Here is a 16882-nt window from a genome sequence, read left to right on the forward strand (position 1 = left end):
GTGTCTCACGCCCCGCTTTCTAGATTGAGCGAAACACGAGAGCCTCCCAGGAGACTAGCCTATGACCGGAATTACCTTGACCGCCGAGCAGATCCGCAATGCGCCCGCCTTGGTGCGGCAATGGATCGAGCAGGAGGTGATCACCTCGCTCGGCCTTGCACCGCGGACGCCTGCGGCCGCGCCGCCGCAGGCCGCCCATCTCGTCGCCTGCAGCGTGGAGGACATGGCCGGCGTGCTTGAGCATGTCCGCGGCGTGTTTCCCGCCGTGAACGTGCTGTTCGAGCTCGGCCGTCCCGGCATCAGCATCGGCCAGCCCGCAGTGATGACGTTCCGCCTGATGGACATCCTGCATCACACCCGCCTGCAGGACGTCGGCCAGGTCATGACCTGCCTGGAGATGCTCAACGAGGCGCTGACCGAGGTGAGAAAAGACCCGTCGGTGCGGTTCTGCGGCTTCGACAATGAGGGCCATTGCCTGATCGCGCCGCAGACCCAGACCAGCATCGCAACGCTGTGGCAGACCATGATGGAACGCCAGCAGGCGGCGCAGGCGCCCGAGGCCGGCAGCCGGATTGCACCGGCGGCTTGAAACGGGCGGCGGCTTTCCGGACAATCGGCAAGGGAATGGGCCGCCGGTGAGAACCGGCGGTATGGTGCAGGCGACTAACGTCTGCGCCCCCTCCTCAACCGATAGAGAGTGCCGATGCCCGCGCCGCGAAACATCCCCGGATCGCTCGTCCTTGCCGCCCTGCTCTGCCTTCTCGCCGACACCACCGCGACCGCGCAGACGCGCGACGTCGCCGGCAGCCGCGACTATCCCGGCATCGGCCGGTTCGCCGGCAGCGTCATCACCGGCTATGTGGTGAAGGATTTTGACGCCGCTCGGATGCAGGCGGCCGCCTTCAAGGACGGCCAGCCGACCGATGCGCGGCGGCTCGAGGGCCGCGTTGTCCGCATCGCCTATCGCACCAATCCCGGTCCCTCGATCCTGGAAGTGTCGCGCAATTTCGAGACGCAGCTCGCGAAAGCCGGCTTCGAGACCCTGCTCTCCTGCGACACCGACGCCTGCGGCGCCATTCCCTTCACGGAAAACATCGACACGCTGCCGATCCCGCAGATGTGGGTCGACGGCTTCAATTACCGCTACTTTGCCGGCCGCAAGAGCGAAGGCGGGCGCGAGACCTATGCCAGCGTCATCGTCAGCCAGAACAACCAGGAGATCTATGCGCAGGTCACCGTCGCCGAGCTCGGCGCCATCGCGAACAAGATGGTCGATGCCGCCGCGATGGCGAAGGGCCTGGGCGAGACCGGTCACATCGCGCTCTACGGCATCTATTTCGACACCGACAAGGCCGTGCTGAAGCCGGAGAGCCGCCCGACGCTGGAGCAGATCGCAAAGCTCTTGACCAGCCAGCCGCAGCTCAACGTCTTCATCGTCGGCCACACCGACAGCCAGGGCGCCTATGAGTACAATCTCGACCTGTCGAAACGCCGCGCCGAAGCGGTCGCCGCCGAGCTCGCGAAGAGCTTTCGCATCGCGCAGGCACGCTTGCGCACCGCCGGCGTCGGCCTGCTCGCGCCAGTCGGCTCGAACGCGACGGACGCCGGCCGCGCGCTGAACCGGCGGGTGGAGCTGGTGGCGCCGTGAGGACGTGCGCCGGAGTTTGATGCGCCTCAACATAGTGCTGCAAGCGACATGGGATGAACGATCGCGCCCACGCTCCCCTCTCGTCATTCCGGGGCGCGCGCCAGCGCGAACCCGGAATCCATCGAGCGGCAGCGTTGGTGGATGAATGGATTCTCAGATGCGCAATTGCGCGTCATAGTTCGCGCTTTGCGCGCCCCGGCATGACGGATGGCGGACTTGTCGCTATAATTTCTGCGCTTCTGTAGGAGGCGAACCGCCATGCCCAACAATCAGCAACCTAAACCAACCCGCCCCGCCCTGCTGCGCATCCCGCTCTTCCGCCTGCTCGCCATCAACCTCGCGATCGGCGCCTGCGCCGCGGCGCTTCTCGTCGGCGGCCTGCTCTGGCTCAACCCCGGGCATCTGCGCGAGCTGATCCTCGCCGACCGCGCAGGCGGCGTTGCGCTTGTTCTGCTGCTCGCTTCGTTCCTCATCACCTTCGGTTCCGCCGCGATGGGCAGCGCGATCATGGCGCAGGGACGTAAGGAGGATGATAGCGGGCGCGGCGGCGGACACCAATCGCCGCTCGCCGTCCAGGAACTGGCGCAGCGCAGGCGCACGCATTGAGATGTGCACCGCGAAGATGGAACTCGTCCGCACCGGATCACATTGTCGGCACGCAAACGGGAACACGTGCAGCCCGACGCGCCTCGCTACAAGCGCGTAACTCTCGCTGCATCGCGAGAGCGGACAAGATGAACAAAGTGATTTTATAGTCCAAGCAATTGTTTCGGCGCGCATCGAAACCAGAGATCGCGATCGACGCATATCTGATGCGCTCACTGCGACACCAACGCTGCGGCGATTTATCTTGCCACGGCATGGCGCGAGTTATATTATTCTATCCTAGGTTGTCGCCCCGCCAGCCCCGGGCGACACTGAAGACCCAAAATAAACGGCGGGCTTTTCGGCCCGCCGTTTATTGAGGAAGGGCCGCAACGGACCTTACGAAGCGCCGGGCGCATCCATTTCTTGAAATCAGATTTCGCCGATCGATGGCACGGAGACCTCCGCAGGCCGCGGCTCCATGCTGACAACCCCCAAAGCCATTTGACTATGGCGCCCTTATCGACGACAAGCCGCCATGGCCAAGAAACCCGGGACCAATCCCAAAGGCGAGTTTGCCTTCTTCAACGTCGTCTATGAGGACGGCTCCCAACGCTCCAACCGCCGCGTCCCCGCGGAATTGCTCGGGGGCCTCGAGGGCGACGAGCCCGCCCGCGGCTTCATCATGGAGCAGGACCGCGAGATCGCCGAAAAATCCGGCCGCCCGCCGCTGGCGATCAAGGAGATCGAGCGGGTGGGGGTGAAGAAGAAGTAGGACTTCGAGCGCGACACGCGACGCGTCAGCACAAACGAAAAACGGCGGGCTTTCGGCCCGCCGTTTTCGTCTGGATGCCCGGGTCAGGCCCGGGCATGAGAATCCGAATTAGTTATCCAGGAAGCTCCGCAGCTTCCGGCTCCTCGACGGATGCTTCAGCTTGCGCAGCGCCTTGGCCTCGATCTGGCGAATACGCTCGCGGGTCACCGAGAACTGCTGGCCGACTTCTTCCAGCGTGTGGTCGGTGTTCATGCCGATGCCGAAGCGCATGCGCAGCACGCGCTCTTCGCGCGGAGTGAGCGAGGCGAGCACGCGCGTGGTGGTCTCGCGCAGGTTCGACTGGATCGCGGCGTCGATCGGCAGGATCGCGTTCTTGTCCTCGATGAAATCGCCGAGATGCGAATCCTCCTCGTCACCGACGGGGGTTTCGAGCGACAACGGCTCCTTGGCGATCTTGAGGACCTTGCGGACCTTCTCCAAGGGCATGCCGAGCTTCTCGGCGAGCTCTTCAGGGGTCGGCTCGCGGCCGATCTCGTTGAGCATCTGGCGGCTCGTGCGCACGATCTTGTTGATCGTCTCGATCATGTGCACGGGGATGCGGATGGTGCGCGCCTGGTCGGCGATCGAGCGGGTGATCGCCTGCCGGATCCACCACGTGGCGTAGGTCGAGAACTTGTAGCCGCGGCGATACTCGAACTTGTCGACGGCCTTCATCAGGCCGATGTTGCCTTCCTGGATCAGGTCGAGGAACTGCAGGCCGCGGTTGGTGTACTTCTTCGCGATCGAGATCACGAGACGGAGGTTGGCTTCCACCATCTCCTTCTTGGCCTGGCGGGCTTCGCGCTCGCCCTTCTGCACGGAGTGCACGATCTTGCGGAACTCGACGATCTCCAGGCCGGTGAGCGCAGCGAGCTGATGCACCTCGTGGCGGAGGTCCTTGATGCGGTCCTTCTCGTGGTGGACGAAGTTCTTCCAGCCCTTGGCCGACAGCTTCGACACGCGGTTGAGCCAGCGCGGATCGAGCTCCGAGCCGGTGTAGTTGCGCAGGAAATCCTCGCGCGCGACGCCGTGGCTGTCGGCGAGACGCATCAGGCGGCCCTCATGCGAGACGAGGCGCTTGTTGATGTCGTAGAGCTGCTCGACGAGTGAGTCGATACGCGCCTGGTTGAGGCGCAGCGACTTCACCTCGACGATGATCTCGTCCTTGAGCTTGCGGTACTTGCGCTCCTGGTGCGGCGAGAGCGAGGGCCCATGCGAGGTGCTCTCGAGCTGGTTCTGGATGTCCTGCTCCTGAAGCTTGCGCAGCTTCTTGTAGCTCTCGGCGATCTTGTCGAAGATCTCGACGACCTTGGGCTTGAGCTCGGCCTCGATCGCCGCAAGCGACATCTGGTTCTCGAACTCGTCGTCCTCGTCCATGTCGGCTTCGGCGGCGGCCTCGCCCGGATCCTTCTCGGCCTCGGCGCCGTTGCCGGCGGCAGGCGCGGCGCGGAACGGGGTCGGCGCCGGCGGCGCGGCGGGCGGGGCGACATGCGCGGGCGCAGTCCCGGTCACTGCAACCGCTTCGCCGCCCTCGGCCGTGGCTTCGCCGTTCTCACCGGTGGGGCCGCCGATCATCGCGGTGTTCATGCCGCCCTTGGCTTCGGGGCCGGCATAGGTCGCTTCGAGATCGATGATGTCGCGAAGGAAGATCTTGCCTTCGTTGAGTTCGTCGCGCCAGATGATGATGGCCTGGAAGCTCAGCGGGCTTTCGCACAGCCCTGCGATCATCGCCTCGCGGCCGGCCTCGATGCGCTTGGCGATCGCGATTTCGCCTTCGCGGGAGAGCAGCTCGACGGTGCCCATCTCGCGCAGATACATGCGCACGGGATCGTCGGTGCGCTCGCCCGGCTCGCTCTTCTTGACCTCGGTGACGGCCTTCTGGGTGACCTCGACGAGTTCGTTGTCGGTCTCGTCCTCGCCGCCCTCGTCCTTGTCTTCCTCGCCTTCGCTATCGTCGGCTTCGGTGACGTTGATGCCCATGTCCGAGAGCATGGACATGATGTCCTCGATCTGCTCGGGCGAGGTCTGGTCGGACGGCAACACTTCATTGAGCTGATCGAAGGTCACGAAGCCGCGCTTCTTGGCCTGCTTGATCATCTTCTTCACGGCCGCGTCGGACAGATCGAGCAACGGCGAGGGCGCGTCCTGGGAATCCTTCTCGGGAGCATCCGCTGCCTTGTCGTCTTTTTCCTTGTCCTTCGCCTGCAGCGTCTTTGCCTTGGTGGCCATCCATTGCTCCTAAACGCGTTTCACACAGACGTTCGCCGCGCCTGCCTGAAATCACTTGAACCTGTTGCTCGACGCTCTCGCTTCGTCAGCTCTCGACACGGAAAGGGCGGCGCGCACATCTCTCGCCACCCCCAACTTTCTCTCGCCGGATTTGCCTAACGCTTCGTGAGCCTCTTTGTCGCAGCGGATGCAGGTGTAGTGCCAACAGTTCTCGCGCGGATTCATTCCTGACGCGTCTGTTCTGCCTGCGGCCGCCTCTGGGCCAAAGTGCTACAAGACCGTTAAGCCTCGATTAACCCTGTTTTTGCCGCCAAACCATGGATTTGGCGAGTCTTTTAGCGGTTCCGGCCCCGGCCGTCCGCATGATTCTTTCATCACACGCTCTTCTGGAACCGGCCCGACAGCTCGCCAAAACCCTCGATCAGGGCCTCGGTGCCGTCGACTTCGCCTATCCGAGCCTTGACGTCACGCAGCCACGCCAAATTGGCCTCGCTGGGGTCCTCCCCCAAGGCCAGCTCGGCGTCCTTCAGCTCTCTAAGTAGTGAATGCCATTGCCGATGCAAGGCAACCAGCTGATGCCAAGTGGAGAGAACGTCGTCCCGTGCCGCGCCTTCCCGCGCGCCCCACACCGCCGCGGTCGTGATGCCATTCTCAACCCTTTGAAGAAGCTGAGAAAATCCTCCCTTCTCGATGTCGGCCCGCATCTTCTCGGCCAGCTCGCCAGGGTCCGGCGAGTGGTGATGGTCGTTGGCGAAAGCGACGATAATGCCGGCGCGGAGCTTGTGGGCCTCCGGATGGGCGAATTCCAGGGCGGCCACCTCCTCAAGGTGCTCATGCAGCAGCCAGGGGTGGTTGATCAGGCATTGCAGGATCAGGGCCTCCCTGCGGGAGATGACGCTGCGCTGGCCCTTCATGATCGGGCTCGTCGCGAGCTGGGGGCTCGCCGCCTGGTATGGGCCGGAGGGTAGCGGGGTGGGGCCGGGCGCGCCGCGGAACCCCTGGCCGCCGAATCGATTCGCCTGCCCGCCGCTCCGCGGCTGGAACGGGCGGCCGCTCTGACCGGGGCGGAAATTGCCACGGCCGGCAAAGCCGCCGCGCCCGCTCTCGGGCGCAAACGTACGCTGAAGCCGCTCGGCGAGATCCTGGCGATAATAGCGCCGCACCACCTCGTCGCGGATGCCGCCCGCGAGCTCCTTGATGCGCGCCTCCAGTGCAGCGCGCCGCTCGGGGGTGGCGAAGTTGCCGCCTTCGAGCTCGCGCGACCAGAGCATGTCGGCGAGCGGACGCGCCGCCGCGATCACCTCTTCCATCGCGCCACGCCCGCCGGAGCGGACGAGATCGTCGGGGTCCTGCCCTTCCGGCAGCAGCGCAAAGCGCAAGCTTTTTCCGGGCGCGAGAAACGGCAAGGCGAGATCGGCCGCACGATAGGCCGCCTTCTGGCCGGCCCTGTCGCCGTCGAAGCAGAGGATCGGCTCGTCCGCCATCTTCCAGAGCAGCGCGAGCTGGTTTTCGGTGAGCGCGGTGCCGAGCGGCGCCACGCTGCCGGCAAAGCCCGCGGTGACCATGGCGATGACGTCGACATAGCCTTCGACCACGATCAGCGCGCTGCCGTCATGCGTGGCTTTGCGCGCGGTCTGGTGGTTGTAGAGATTGTCGCCCTTGTGGAAGAGCGGCGTCTCCGGCGAGTTCAGGTATTTGGCCGGAACGTCCTTCTCCAGCGCGCGTCCGCCGAAGGCGATGACGCGGCCGCGCAGATCGGTGATCGGAAACATCACGCGATCGCGGAAGCGGTCATAGGGCACGGGAATATCGTCGCCGCCGATCAGCAGGCCGGTCTCGACCATGTCGTCGACGGAGACGCCGAGCTTGCCGAGATGCTCCTTCAGCGCGAAGCGATCGGGCGAGGCATAGCCGAGGCGGAACTGCAATTGCGTCGCCGGCGAGATGGCGCGATCGGCGAGATAGCCGCGCGCCTTGGCGCCGACGCGCGAAGCCAGCGTTTCGGCGAAATACTTTGCCGCGAGATCCATGACGTCATGCAGCGAGCGGCGCCGCTGCTCCTGGCGCGCCGCATCGGGCGTCACCGCCGGCAGCGGCAGGCCCGCCATGCTCGCGAGCCGCTCGACCGCCTCTGCGAACGGCAGGCCGTCGGTCTCCATCACGAAGGTGATGATGTCGCCATGCTTGCCGGAGGAGAAGTCGTGGTAAAAACCCTTCTGGTCGTTGACGTAGAAGGACGGCGTCTTCTCCTGCTGGAACGGCGACAGCCCCTTCCACTCCCGTCCGGCCTTCTTCAGCTTGACGCGCTTGCCCACGACTTCGGAAACCGAAAGCCGGGCACGCAGCTCGTCGAGGAATTGGGGCGTGAAGCGCATGGGGGTGTGTCTAGCGCGAAACCGTGTGAGTCGGGCGAAGGATCAGGGATATAGGTGCGGCCCGCCCAAAAGTCAGGTTTGTCAGGCTTATCCGGGTTATTCGACCTATGCACAGGCGCCGTCATCCCGAGGCGCCCATCCCGTCACCCCCGCGCAATGGCGAAGCCATTGTCGCTGGAGGCGCTCGCCTCTTCGGCGAGCCTCGAAGGGCGACGGAACAGGTGGCCGGGAATGACGCGAAAAGCTTGAACCTAACCCGGTTCCACGCTTCCATATCCCTATGTTCAGGACCTTTCGAGGCGGCCACAGCGGGGGCTGGCGCATCACCTCGATTTCGCCGGTGACGGGCGAGCCCCTGCCCTTCATGCCGGCGCTGTCGGTCACCGACAGCGAGGCGGTCTCGTTGCCGCTGGTGCCTTCGCGCAATGCGTGGCGGCTTGCCGGCGTGCCCAGCAGCTTGCGCTACACCGAGCGCGCCGAGAAGCAGCAGCTCGTGGCCGTGCAGCCGGGCTCGGCCGGCTCGAGGCAACCAGCGCGGCGCTGATCCCGATCCGCAAGTCGCAGGCCTGGTGGGAGCTGACGCAGGAAGAGCGCCGCAGGATTTTCGAGGACAGATCGCACCACATCGCCAGCAGCCTGCGCTTCCTGCCCGCCATCGCGCGGCAGCTCTATCACTGCCGCGACCTCGGCGGCCCCTTCGACTTCCTGACTTGGTTCGAGTTCGCCCCCGCGCACGCCTCGCTGTTCGAGGAGCTGGTGGCGATGCTCAGGCGCACCGAGGAATGGACTTACGTCGAACGCGAAGTGGACGTGCGCGTGGTCAAGGAAGTGCTGTCGGCCTAAAGCGCGAAGAGATCGCGCTTTAGGTTATTTTTTTTGAGCATGATCTTGTCGGAAAACCGCTACGCACTTTTCCGGATCATGCTCTAGTGCTCCAGGAAGCGCCCCGACTCGATGCGGGGCAGATCGGCGACGGGCCAGTTGTAGACATAGGTCCACGCCTTGCCGGCGGTGCCGTCCGGCAGCGTCACGTCGATCAGCTTGCGCAGATATTCGGTCGGCTCCGGAAACCCCTCGCCGCAGGCCTCGTACATGTCGAGCTCGCGCAGCAGCTCGTCGGGCACGCGCATGTGGAACAGCTCGCCATGGACAAGGTCGGACGGCGCATCCGACAGCAGCAATCCCGGATAATGCTTGATGAGAAAGAGCCGGCCGCGGCAGGTCGCTTTACCCAGAAATTCCGCGTGGCCGGCAAGCAGCCGCGCCATCGGATGGTCGAAGCCACGCATCAGGGTGCCATAGACGAAGAGACGATCGGAGGTCATGGGGGTGTCTATAACTGTGAATTTTGCGGAACGACAGCGTTGCACATTCGATGTCGTCCTGGCCTAGGGTCCAGACTCAATTGAGCCAATATGCGACGAGAGCGGCGAGATGAACAGCGGCCAAAAAATTACGGGCGAGCTTGTCATATCGCGTGGCGATGCGCCGGAAGTCCTTGAGCCTGCAAAAGCAGCGTTCGATGACATTTCGTCCTTTGTAGGCGCGTTTGTTGAAGCGATGGATGACGACACGGTTAGATTTATTGGGGATTACGGGCTTGGCGCCACGACGAATGATTTCGCCGCGAAGCTTGTCGCCATCATACCCTTTGTCGGCGAGGAGCACGCTCATGGGTGGCGCGAGCGCCAGGACATCGGGAGCCGCAGCGATATCGGCATCCTGGCCTGGAGTCAGATGCAGGACGACCGGCCGGCAGAGCGGATCGCTCAGCGCATGGATTTTTGTCGTGCGGCCTCCGCGCGAGCGGCCGATTGCTTGATTGTGCTCCCCCCTTTTCCGCCGGAGGCACACCGGTGAGCTTTAATCGAGGTCGAGTCGAGCGACAGTACGACGCCGTCTTCGCCAGGCTTGGCCAGCGCTTCGAAGATTGCGCACCATCGTCCTCGCTTGGCCCAGCGATTGAAGCGATTGTAGATCGTCGTGTAAGGGCCGTATTCACGTGGACAATCACGCCATCGTGCACCCGATTGCAGCATGTGAATGATGCCGCTGACGATGCGTCGGTCGTCGTCCCGATCCGGCCCCGTCAGTCCCCTCGGCAGATGCGGTTCGATACGCGCCCATTGCCTGTCGTTCAGCCAAAACAAACCAGCGCGCATTCTCTCGCCCCCGAATCAACACGTAGGCAAGAGAATCACGTGGCGCTATTTAGGTACAGACCCTAGTACTTGGAACGTGAGTCGTGATTCAAGGTCGGGATGATACCCGAAGCAAGAGAAGTCCACCTTTCGAGGAAAGATCGCAAGGTGCTTGAGGCGTGCTGTCGCTCACCGGTGACGTTGCAGCGCGATTTGAAGCGGGCGCGGATAGTTCTGTTGGCGGCGGATGGGCGCAGCACCCGGTCGATCGCCAAGGAAGTTGGGGTCCAGCCGCGGATTGTCATGGCCTTGAAGGGCTGCAAGACAAGCCGCGGCCTGGCAAGCAGCCGATCTATACGAAGACGACCGACAAGCGGATTCTGAAGCTGCTGGATAAGCCGCCACCGCAAGGGTTTGCGCGCTGGACCGGCCCCCTGCTGGCCGAGGCGCTGGGCGATGTCGATGTCCAATATGTCTGGCGGTTCCTGCGCAGCCACAAGATTGACCTGGTGGCTCGCAAGTCCTGGTGCGAGAGCAACGACCCGAACTTTACGGCCAAAGCCGCCGATGTTGTCGGCCTCTATGTCGCGCCGCCGGCGAAGGCCATTGTGCTGTGCGTGGACGAGAAGCCCTCGATCCAGGCTTTGGAGCGAGCGCAGGGTTATCTGAAGTTGCCCAATGGCCGCGCCTTGACCGGCCAAAGCCACGATTACAAGCGGCATGGCACCACAACATTGTTTGCGGCGCTCGAAGTCGCCACCGGAAAGATCATCGCGACCCATTCAAAACGCCGGCGCCGCGTCGAGTTTCTCGATTTCATGAACAGCGTCACCGCGGCTTTTCCGAACCGCAAGCTTCACGTCATCCTCGACAACCTCAACACCCATAAAAAGAACGAGGACTGGCTCAAGGCCCACCCCAACGTGCAATTTCATTTCACGCCGACAAGTGCGTCATGGCTCAATCAGGTCGAAGTATGGTTTTCCATCTTGCAGGGGCAGTCGCTCAGCGGCACCTCCTTCACGAGCCTCAAGCAGCTTCAGGAACACATCGATGCCTACGTCAACGCATACAACGACAGAGCCGAGCCCTTCGTCTGGACCAAGAAAAAGGTCCGTCAACGCCGTTTCAAAGGCCGCCGTATCACTCAGCTCTGATTCCGGGTACTAGTGCGCAATTGCGCACGGGGGCCAGGACCCATTACCCCGGGGAGCCGTTTGGCGAAGACTCGTCGTTCGGTACGACTACCGTTCGCAATCGATAGATTCCGCGGTATGGGTCCTGGCTTTCGCCAGGACGACGTTGGAGAGGCGTTGTGCCCGCCTTGCCGCGTAGGTGATCTCGAAGCCGACCCCGATGTCCATCTACAAGACCTCTGCCTCCATCTCCTGGTCGTCCGAAACCACCTTGATGTTCACGTCCATGGCTTCGAAGGCATCCCCGGAGCCGATATAGACGCCGTGCAGCGGGATCGCCTGGCGCGGATCGCGGGCGACCGCGACCCGGATCAGGTCGCGGGTGCCGACGATGCCGTTGGTCGGATCGAACTCGATCCAGCCCGCGCTCGGCAAATAGACCTGCACCCAGGCGTGCGTCGAACCGCCGCCGACGTGCCGCTGCTCGATATCCTCCGGCACGAAGATGTAGCCGGAGACGAATCGCGCGGCGATGCCGAGCTGGCGCAGCGCCTCAATCATGAACAGCGCATAGTCCCGACAAGTTCCTGTGCCCGACTGCAAAGTGTCGAGCGGATGCTGCGTGCCCAACTCGTGGCGCTTGCGGTATTTGAACTGCTTGCGGATGCCGTGCGTCATGCCGCTCAAGATCTTGAAGGTCGGCGTCGGCGCGTCCTCGTCGAGGAACCCGCGCGCCCACTCCGCGATCTCGCCGTCGGGATCGGTGTATTGCGGCGTGATGTACTGGACGAGATCGGGGAATTCCTCGTCGTCGTAGACGAAGGGATAGAAATAGGCCGGATCGTCCGGCGTCAGCGCGAACTCCTCCACCGGATTGTGCTCGACGGTGACATGCCAGTCGAAGATCAGCGCGTCCGCGCGCTCGTCGAAATTGGCGATCGCGACCGAATTGCCGAACACGTCGTGGATCCAGTGCAGCGACATCGGCTCGGGCGAGATTTCGAGCCTGGAGTCGAGCACGCGCAGATCGTGCCCGTCGCGCGGACGGAGCATGATCCGGTGTTCGCCGAACGCCACGGGGCGGTTATAGCGATATTCGGTCTTGTGATGAATCGTGAGCAGCGGCATCGTGAGGCGATCATGGTGACTTTGGGCGGATCAATCTATAGCGATTCTGCCCGATTCTTGGGGTGACTGCATTTTCCATAGGCAATCAGGATGGCTTTAGACACAGCCGACGCGACCGATCAACTGCTCGGCGAGGGTGACATTCCGCCAGTGCATGAGGTGAATGCGGCGGGGGCATCGCCCTTTCTGCTCACCGCGGATCACTACGGGCGGGTGCTGCCGCGCGCGCTCGGCGATCTCGGCGTCGCCGAGAACGAGCTGACGCGGCACATCGCCTGGGACATCGGCATTGCCGGCGTCGCCGAGCGGCTGGCAGAAATGCTGGATGCGCATCTGATCGCGCAGCGCTATTCGCGGCTCGTGATCGACTGCAACCGCCCGCCGGGCGCCGTGAGCTCGATTCCCGTGATGTCGGAGGCAACGGCAATCCCGCGCAATGAGGGCATCTCCGCGGGCGAGCGCGCGGCAAGGCGGCGCGAGATTTTCGAGCCCTATCATCATCGCATCGATGCCACGATCGGCCGCCGCCTGCACGACAAGCGGCCGACGGTGCTGGTGTCGCTGCACAGCTTCACATCGGTCTATGCCGGTGTTGAGCGGCCCTGGCATATCGGCGCGCTCTACAACCGCGACACGGTGCTGCCGCAGCTCCTGATCAAACATCTACGCGCCGAGAGCGATCTCGTCGTCGGCGACAACGAGCCCTATGCGGTCAACGACCTCACCGACTACACCATCCCCGTGCATGGCGAAGCCCGCGGCCTCGTCAACACCGGCATCGAGATCCGCCAGGATCTGATCGCGGACCAGTCCGGCCAGCAGCAATGGGCCGAGCGGCTGGCGCGGATCTTTGCGGAGATCGAGCTGGGGTTGCGCGCGGAGAGGGTGGCATAGCCAGCCAGGCCGGCGCTGCGGTCAACCGCCACGCGTTGCCACGAACACCGCGAGCGCGGCAAAGATCGCGGCGATGCCCCACAGCACGTAGGCGATGCGGCCGTCGCCGCGGGCGTCGAGCGTGGCCTCGGCCGGGTTGTCGGGGTTGACGCGGACCTCGACGGTCGCGCCGTCCTGATAGCGTGACATCAGCTTTCGCAGCATCTCGTCAGACGCCGACGTCGTTCCTGCCGCGACGCGCGCGCATTCATTGGTGTAGCTGACGTTCTGATAGAGGTAGGTGTAGGTCACGCGCTTGCCGAACATCTCGGTGCCGCGGCGCTCGCCCGGCTCGCTCGCCTCGTGATATTCCTCGATTCCCGACAGCTTGATCGTGCCCGGCACGGTCGGCCACCGCGTCGCCATCGAGGCCTGCCGCTGCACGGCCCACGCCATCAGCGCGATGACGAGGCCGAACGCACCGAAGGCGACGACCAGGCCCGCGAGATCGGGCCGTGCGACGTGATGGGCGAGATATTGGTAACTCTGGTTGAGACCGAAGGCCGAGCCGAACACGATGGCGAGCACGACCACGGTACCGATGCCGAGACAGCCCCATAGGCCTTTGGGCAGATCGCGCTCCAGCACGGCCTGATCGGGATGGCGCGGATTGTAGTAGACGGTGACGATGCTGCCGGCGGGATATTTCGCGAGTTTCTCGGCGACCTGGAAATTGCCGAGGTCTTCGCCGATCGAGATGCGGTTGTTGCGCAGCTTGCGGCCGCCGACCGAATACTCGTAGGTCACGTTGGCGAAGTTGCGGTTCTCCATCCGATAGCCATCTTCGCGCTCGTCGTCGGACACCCTGACCTCGCGCACCTCGGCAACTGATGTAACCACCTTGCCGGGCGCCTGCGGCCAGCTCCGCGCCTCGCGCGCCTGCCAGGTCTTCACGACGGCGGCAATCAGGATCAGCGCGAGCGGCGCAAGCAGCATCGCGTAAACGAGCGGGGGCAGAGCAGGCACGGCAAAATCCTTCGTCAGCGGCAATGCCCGATTGGACGCATTGCCGCCGCGAAGGGTTCAAACCAAACCGGCCTCTGGAAGGTTATTTCGCCCTGGTCAGCGCCAGCCAGATGCCGCCGCCGATCATGAAGCCGCCGGAGATGCGCGACATCATCCGCGTGCGGCGGGCCGAGAAGAATTTTCGCGCGCGGCCGGCTGCAATCGCGTAGAGCGCGTCCGTCATCGCCGCGGTGACCATGAAAGTTGCGCCGAGCAGTGCGACTTGCGGAAAGTGGTCGCGGTTCATGTCCATGAACTGCGGGATGAAGGCACCGAAGAACACCAGCACCTTCGGGTTCGATAGCAACACCAGGAAACCTTGCAGGAAGAACCCGCCGCGCGGCGGCGGAGGCGGCTGGTCGACATTGACGCCCTCGACCGGCGCCCAGATCAGCTTGATGCCGAGCCAGACCAGATAGGCGGCGCCGGCAAAGCGCACCCAGTCGAACCAGTAGCCCATGGTCGCCATCAGCGACGTCAGGCCGATCGCAACGATGCCGATGACGATGGCGAGCCCGGCCTGCGCGCCAAGGACATTGGTCAGCGCCGCACGCGTGCCGTGACGCAGGCCGTTGGCGATGACGAGGGTGACGATCGGACCCGGCAGCAGCGCCAGCGCAATGCAGGCGGCGACGAAGGCGAGATAGGCTTGCATGGACATCATGGAGGGACTCGGCTGAGAGCGGTTGAAGGCATTAATGCACGGGAAGGACGGGAACGGAAGACAGATGAGCGCAGCGTGCCCGCCCAACCACCGGTGTCATACCCCGCGGAGGCGGGGTATCCAGTACGCCGCGGCTTCTCGGTATCCCACGAGCGCCTCGGAATACTGGATCACCCGCTTTCGCGGGTGATGACAGCGGAGAACGTGGCGCGGGTCGCGCCCCCTCACCGCCCATCCAATGCAGCAGCCATCCATTGCTTCATCTCCTCCGTTTCCAGAAGCACGAGCGCGGCGCGCTGCGCGGCATTCGCCTCGCCCGCGCCTTGCGCCACCGCGACGAGCAGATCGCAGCGGCGCGACAGCGCGAGGCCGGCGGCGGCATGGCGCGCGCCGTCGGGCATGTCGAGATCGTAGTGCCTGATGCGGCCCTGCATGGCCGCGATGCTCACGGCCTCGCCGGCCGCGACAGGCGTGAAGCGCGGACTGATCAGGTCGATATCGGTGACGCGGTCGACCTCGTCGTCATCGGCAACGCCGGTGTCGCAATTGCAGAAGCCGCGCTTGGCGCGGACGTAGAGCTCGGCGCCGTCGCAGCCGCCCGCCGTACAACGGAACGCGCGGCCGGCGGGCCAGCCGTCGCGGGGAAACGGCCAGCTCATCTCCTGCCAATGCCCGGCGCGTTCCGTCGCATGGACACGCAGACCGGGCAGCGCGCCGAGGGCGATCAAGGCCATCAGCATCCTCGCCCCGCGCCGCATCGTCAGCTCTTCGGCAGGCCGGCGACGGCGCGCGCGGGACCGGTCAGCTCGAGGATATGCAGGCCGGTATTGGCGCGGTCGACGATGTAGATGTAGCCGCGATCGTCCGTCTCCACATTGTTGGTCTGGATCGCGACCTTGCAGCGTTCGCCGCCTTCGATCGGGATGCAGCGCTTGTCGGTCGCGCTCGTGATCGACGGAATGAAATAGCCGACCTCCTTCGGGTGATAGGGGTCGCGGATGTCGAGCGCGCGCACGCCGGCATTGAAGAAGGCGATGAAAGCCAGCTTCTTGTAGTAGACCGGCGCCATGCTCTCGTTCGAGGAGTGCGAGCCGAAGCGGCCGCCGCGCTGGCAGAACTGTCCGCTCGCCTCCGGCACGGTATAGCTCGAGATCATCATAGGCCGCGTCTCGGTGGTGACGTCCGCGAACCACACCATCTGCCGCGCCTCGCCGCATTCGTTGAGGATCGCCTCGTCCACGATCATCACGATGTCGCGGGTCCTGCCGTCCTTGTCCTCGGAAAATTCCGCAACGGGCATGTCGAGCATCGGGAACGTCGTGTGCGCGCCGTTGAAGGCGGACATCGGCATCCGCGCAATCTCGGGATAGCGCAGATTGTCCGGCGTCGGCTCCTTCGGCCCGTTCAGGAGCTTGTCACGATCGACGATCTGAAGGATGCCGCCTTTGTTAGTGCCGTACCCGAAAAAGACGCGATTGCCTTGGGGCCCGGTCGAGATCGGCCCGTGCAGTTCGGTCGGCACCGCGCCGGTGGCGCCGGGCTCCTGACCGGGCAGGCCGAAGTCGCGGATCTTCTGCGGATGCGCGGGATCGGAGAGGTCATAGACCTGCGTCATGCGCCGCGTGCGCCAGTCCGGCGCGCCCGAGACGAGAAAGGCGATACCGGTGTCGCATTCCCACCAGCTCTTGTGCGTGTCCTTCAAGCCGCCAATGCGCGCGATCAGCACAGGGCTGGCGGGATCGGCGACGTTCCAGATCTCATGCGCCTCGCTGCCGAAGGTGCGCAGCATGTACACCGCATTCGGATCGCCCTTCGGCAACGACTTGCCGTCGCAGACCCGCACCATCTGCGCGCCGCCGGATTCATATTTGCCTTCCTGCCCCGGCAGGTGACGCAGATATTTGGGATGCGCGGGATCGGTGACGTCGACGATCGAGGTTCCGTTCGGCTCCGCCTGTCCCGTCATCGGATTGACGGGAGCGGGCACGTCGTCGGTGCCGCCGTGATGGCCGATATAGGCGATCCAGCGCTCGCCCTGATGATGGATGGTCGGCTGATAGGCGCTGCGCGCCTGGAGGTCGTTGGTCCCGACCAGCTTCATGTTGGAAGCTTCCGGCGGCGCGCCGATCGTCTGCTTCTGCGCGTAGGCCGGTGTGCCGCAAGCGAAGAAGACGAGGCCCGCGGCAGTTAAGACGCAACGGAACATGAATCCTCCCGGAACCAA

Annotated in this window: 14 protein-coding genes and 2 pseudogenes; 7 read left to right on the forward strand and 9 right to left on the reverse strand. The window is 64.2% G+C overall.

Annotated elements, in window-relative coordinates:
* Positions 1 to 61 precede the first annotated feature (61 nt).
* From ACFLEY_RS37445 to ACFLEY_RS37460, 4 genes are all read left to right on the forward strand, one after another.
* Positions 62 to 589 (forward strand): hypothetical protein, encoded by a 528-nt coding sequence (locus tag ACFLEY_RS37445; protein ID WP_028172865.1) that lies wholly within the window; start codon positions 62 to 64, stop codon positions 587 to 589.
* Between the two features lie 114 nt (positions 590 to 703).
* Positions 704 to 1648 (forward strand): OmpA family protein, encoded by a 945-nt coding sequence (locus tag ACFLEY_RS37450; protein WP_028172864.1) that lies wholly within the window; start codon positions 704 to 706, stop codon positions 1646 to 1648.
* 258 nt (positions 1649 to 1906) lie between these two features.
* Positions 1907 to 2254: a hypothetical protein gene (locus ACFLEY_RS37455; RefSeq protein ID WP_028172863.1), complete on the forward strand. Its 348-nt coding sequence runs from the start codon at positions 1907 to 1909 to the stop codon at positions 2252 to 2254.
* A gap of 517 nt (positions 2255 to 2771) precedes the next feature.
* Positions 2772 to 3008 carry a hypothetical protein gene (locus tag ACFLEY_RS37460; RefSeq protein ID WP_011090083.1) on the forward strand — a complete coding sequence of 79 codons (237 nt, stop codon included), beginning with the start codon at positions 2772 to 2774 and terminating at the stop codon, positions 3006 to 3008.
* Positions 3009 to 3116: 108 nt separating this feature from the next.
* On the opposite strand, the gene rpoD is transcribed toward ACFLEY_RS37460, so the two are convergent.
* Both rpoD and dnaG read right to left on the reverse strand, forming a co-directional pair.
* Positions 3117 to 5276 carry an RNA polymerase sigma factor RpoD gene (rpoD, locus tag ACFLEY_RS37465; RefSeq protein ID WP_060910593.1) on the reverse strand — a complete coding sequence of 720 codons (2160 nt, stop codon included), beginning with the start codon at positions 5274 to 5276 and terminating at the stop codon, positions 3117 to 3119.
* Between the two features lie 374 nt (positions 5277 to 5650).
* Positions 5651 to 7651: a DNA primase gene (dnaG, locus tag ACFLEY_RS37470; RefSeq protein WP_060910592.1), complete on the reverse strand. Its 2001-nt coding sequence runs from the start codon at positions 7649 to 7651 to the stop codon at positions 5651 to 5653.
* A 280-nt stretch (positions 7652 to 7931) separates the two neighbouring features.
* Here dnaG and ACFLEY_RS37475 point away from each other — a divergent pair.
* Positions 7932 to 8494, forward strand: a pseudogene (locus ACFLEY_RS37475) (chlorite dismutase family protein).
* Between the two features lie 83 nt (positions 8495 to 8577).
* Here ACFLEY_RS37475 and ACFLEY_RS37480 read toward each other — a convergent pair.
* Positions 8578 to 8976 (reverse strand): gamma-glutamylcyclotransferase, encoded by a 399-nt coding sequence (locus ACFLEY_RS37480; protein ID WP_028172860.1) that lies wholly within the window; start codon positions 8974 to 8976, stop codon positions 8578 to 8580.
* A gap of 76 nt (positions 8977 to 9052) precedes the next feature.
* Positions 9053 to 9813 (reverse strand): IS5 family transposase gene (locus ACFLEY_RS37485; protein WP_110115998.1). Its coding sequence is split into 2 segments (ribosomal slippage): positions 9053 to 9474 and positions 9474 to 9813, totalling 762 coding nucleotides; the frame shifts between segments, so codons are not numbered across the junction.
* A gap of 99 nt (positions 9814 to 9912) precedes the next feature.
* Between ACFLEY_RS37485 and ACFLEY_RS37490 the strand changes: the two are divergent.
* A pseudogene (locus ACFLEY_RS37490) lies at positions 9913 to 10949 on the forward strand (IS630 family transposase).
* A gap of 207 nt (positions 10950 to 11156) precedes the next feature.
* On the opposite strand, the gene ACFLEY_RS37495 reads toward ACFLEY_RS37490, so the two are convergent.
* Positions 11157 to 12056: a transglutaminase family protein gene (locus ACFLEY_RS37495; protein WP_038965426.1), complete on the reverse strand. Its 900-nt coding sequence runs from the start codon at positions 12054 to 12056 to the stop codon at positions 11157 to 11159.
* Between the two features lie 90 nt (positions 12057 to 12146).
* On the opposite strand from ACFLEY_RS37495, the gene ACFLEY_RS37500 reads away from it, so the two are divergent.
* Positions 12147 to 12950: an N-formylglutamate amidohydrolase gene (locus ACFLEY_RS37500; RefSeq protein ID WP_161536319.1), complete on the forward strand. Its 804-nt coding sequence runs from the start codon at positions 12147 to 12149 to the stop codon at positions 12948 to 12950.
* Between the two features lie 21 nt (positions 12951 to 12971).
* Here ACFLEY_RS37500 and ACFLEY_RS37505 read toward each other — a convergent pair whose 3' ends face one another.
* The 4 genes from ACFLEY_RS37505 to ACFLEY_RS37520 all read right to left on the reverse strand — a co-directional run bounded on the left by ACFLEY_RS37505 (position 12972) and on the right by ACFLEY_RS37520 (position 16864).
* Positions 12972 to 13955, reverse strand: coding sequence for a DUF3592 domain-containing protein (locus ACFLEY_RS37505; RefSeq protein WP_060912921.1), 984 nt, complete (start codon positions 13953 to 13955; stop codon positions 12972 to 12974).
* 82 nt (positions 13956 to 14037) lie between these two features.
* A complete protein-coding gene (locus tag ACFLEY_RS37510) occupies positions 14038 to 14658 on the reverse strand; it encodes a LysE family translocator (RefSeq protein ID WP_171901227.1) in 621 nt (206 codons plus the stop codon).
* Positions 14659 to 14882: 224 nt separating this feature from the next.
* Positions 14883 to 15392 (reverse strand): hypothetical protein, encoded by a 510-nt coding sequence (locus ACFLEY_RS37515; RefSeq protein WP_249163523.1) that lies wholly within the window; start codon positions 15390 to 15392, stop codon positions 14883 to 14885.
* 26 nt (positions 15393 to 15418) lie between these two features.
* A complete protein-coding gene (locus ACFLEY_RS37520) occupies positions 15419 to 16864 on the reverse strand; it encodes an LVIVD repeat-containing protein (protein WP_060910589.1) in 1446 nt (481 codons plus the stop codon).
* Between the last annotated feature and the right edge of the window lie 18 nt (positions 16865 to 16882).

It is taken from the genome of Bradyrhizobium sp. YCK136, from assembly GCF_044570075.1.
GTDB lineage: Bacteria > Pseudomonadota > Alphaproteobacteria > Rhizobiales > Xanthobacteraceae > Bradyrhizobium > Bradyrhizobium diazoefficiens.

Excerpts from the sequence above, each read along its gene's own strand:
- ACFLEY_RS37445 (WP_028172865.1), top strand. The coding sequence starts at position 62 with ATGACCGGAATTACCTTGACCGCCGAGCAGATCCGCAATGCGCCCGCC.
- ACFLEY_RS37450 (WP_028172864.1), top strand. The coding sequence starts at position 704 with ATGCCCGCGCCGCGAAACATCCCCGGATCGCTCGTCCTTGCCGCCCTG.
- ACFLEY_RS37455 (WP_028172863.1), top strand. The coding sequence starts at position 1,907 with ATGCCCAACAATCAGCAACCTAAACCAACCCGCCCCGCCCTGCTGCGC.
- ACFLEY_RS37460 (WP_011090083.1), top strand. The coding sequence starts at position 2,772 with ATGGCCAAGAAACCCGGGACCAATCCCAAAGGCGAGTTTGCCTTCTTC.
- rpoD (WP_060910593.1), bottom strand. The coding sequence starts at position 5,276 with ATGGCCACCAAGGCAAAGACGCTGCAGGCGAAGGACAAGGAAAAAGAC.
- dnaG (WP_060910592.1), bottom strand. The coding sequence starts at position 7,651 with ATGCGCTTCACGCCCCAATTCCTCGACGAGCTGCGTGCCCGGCTTTCG.
- ACFLEY_RS37480 (WP_028172860.1), bottom strand. The coding sequence starts at position 8,976 with ATGACCTCCGATCGTCTCTTCGTCTATGGCACCCTGATGCGTGGCTTC.
- ACFLEY_RS37495 (WP_038965426.1), bottom strand. The coding sequence starts at position 12,056 with ATGCCGCTGCTCACGATTCATCACAAGACCGAATATCGCTATAACCGC.
- ACFLEY_RS37500 (WP_161536319.1), top strand. The coding sequence starts at position 12,147 with ATGGCTTTAGACACAGCCGACGCGACCGATCAACTGCTCGGCGAGGGT.
- ACFLEY_RS37510 (WP_171901227.1), bottom strand. The coding sequence starts at position 14,658 with ATGATGTCCATGCAAGCCTATCTCGCCTTCGTCGCCGCCTGCATTGCG.
- ACFLEY_RS37515 (WP_249163523.1), bottom strand. The coding sequence starts at position 15,392 with ATGGCCTTGATCGCCCTCGGCGCGCTGCCCGGTCTGCGTGTCCATGCG.
- ACFLEY_RS37520 (WP_060910589.1), bottom strand. The coding sequence starts at position 16,864 with ATGTTCCGTTGCGTCTTAACTGCCGCGGGCCTCGTCTTCTTCGCTTGC.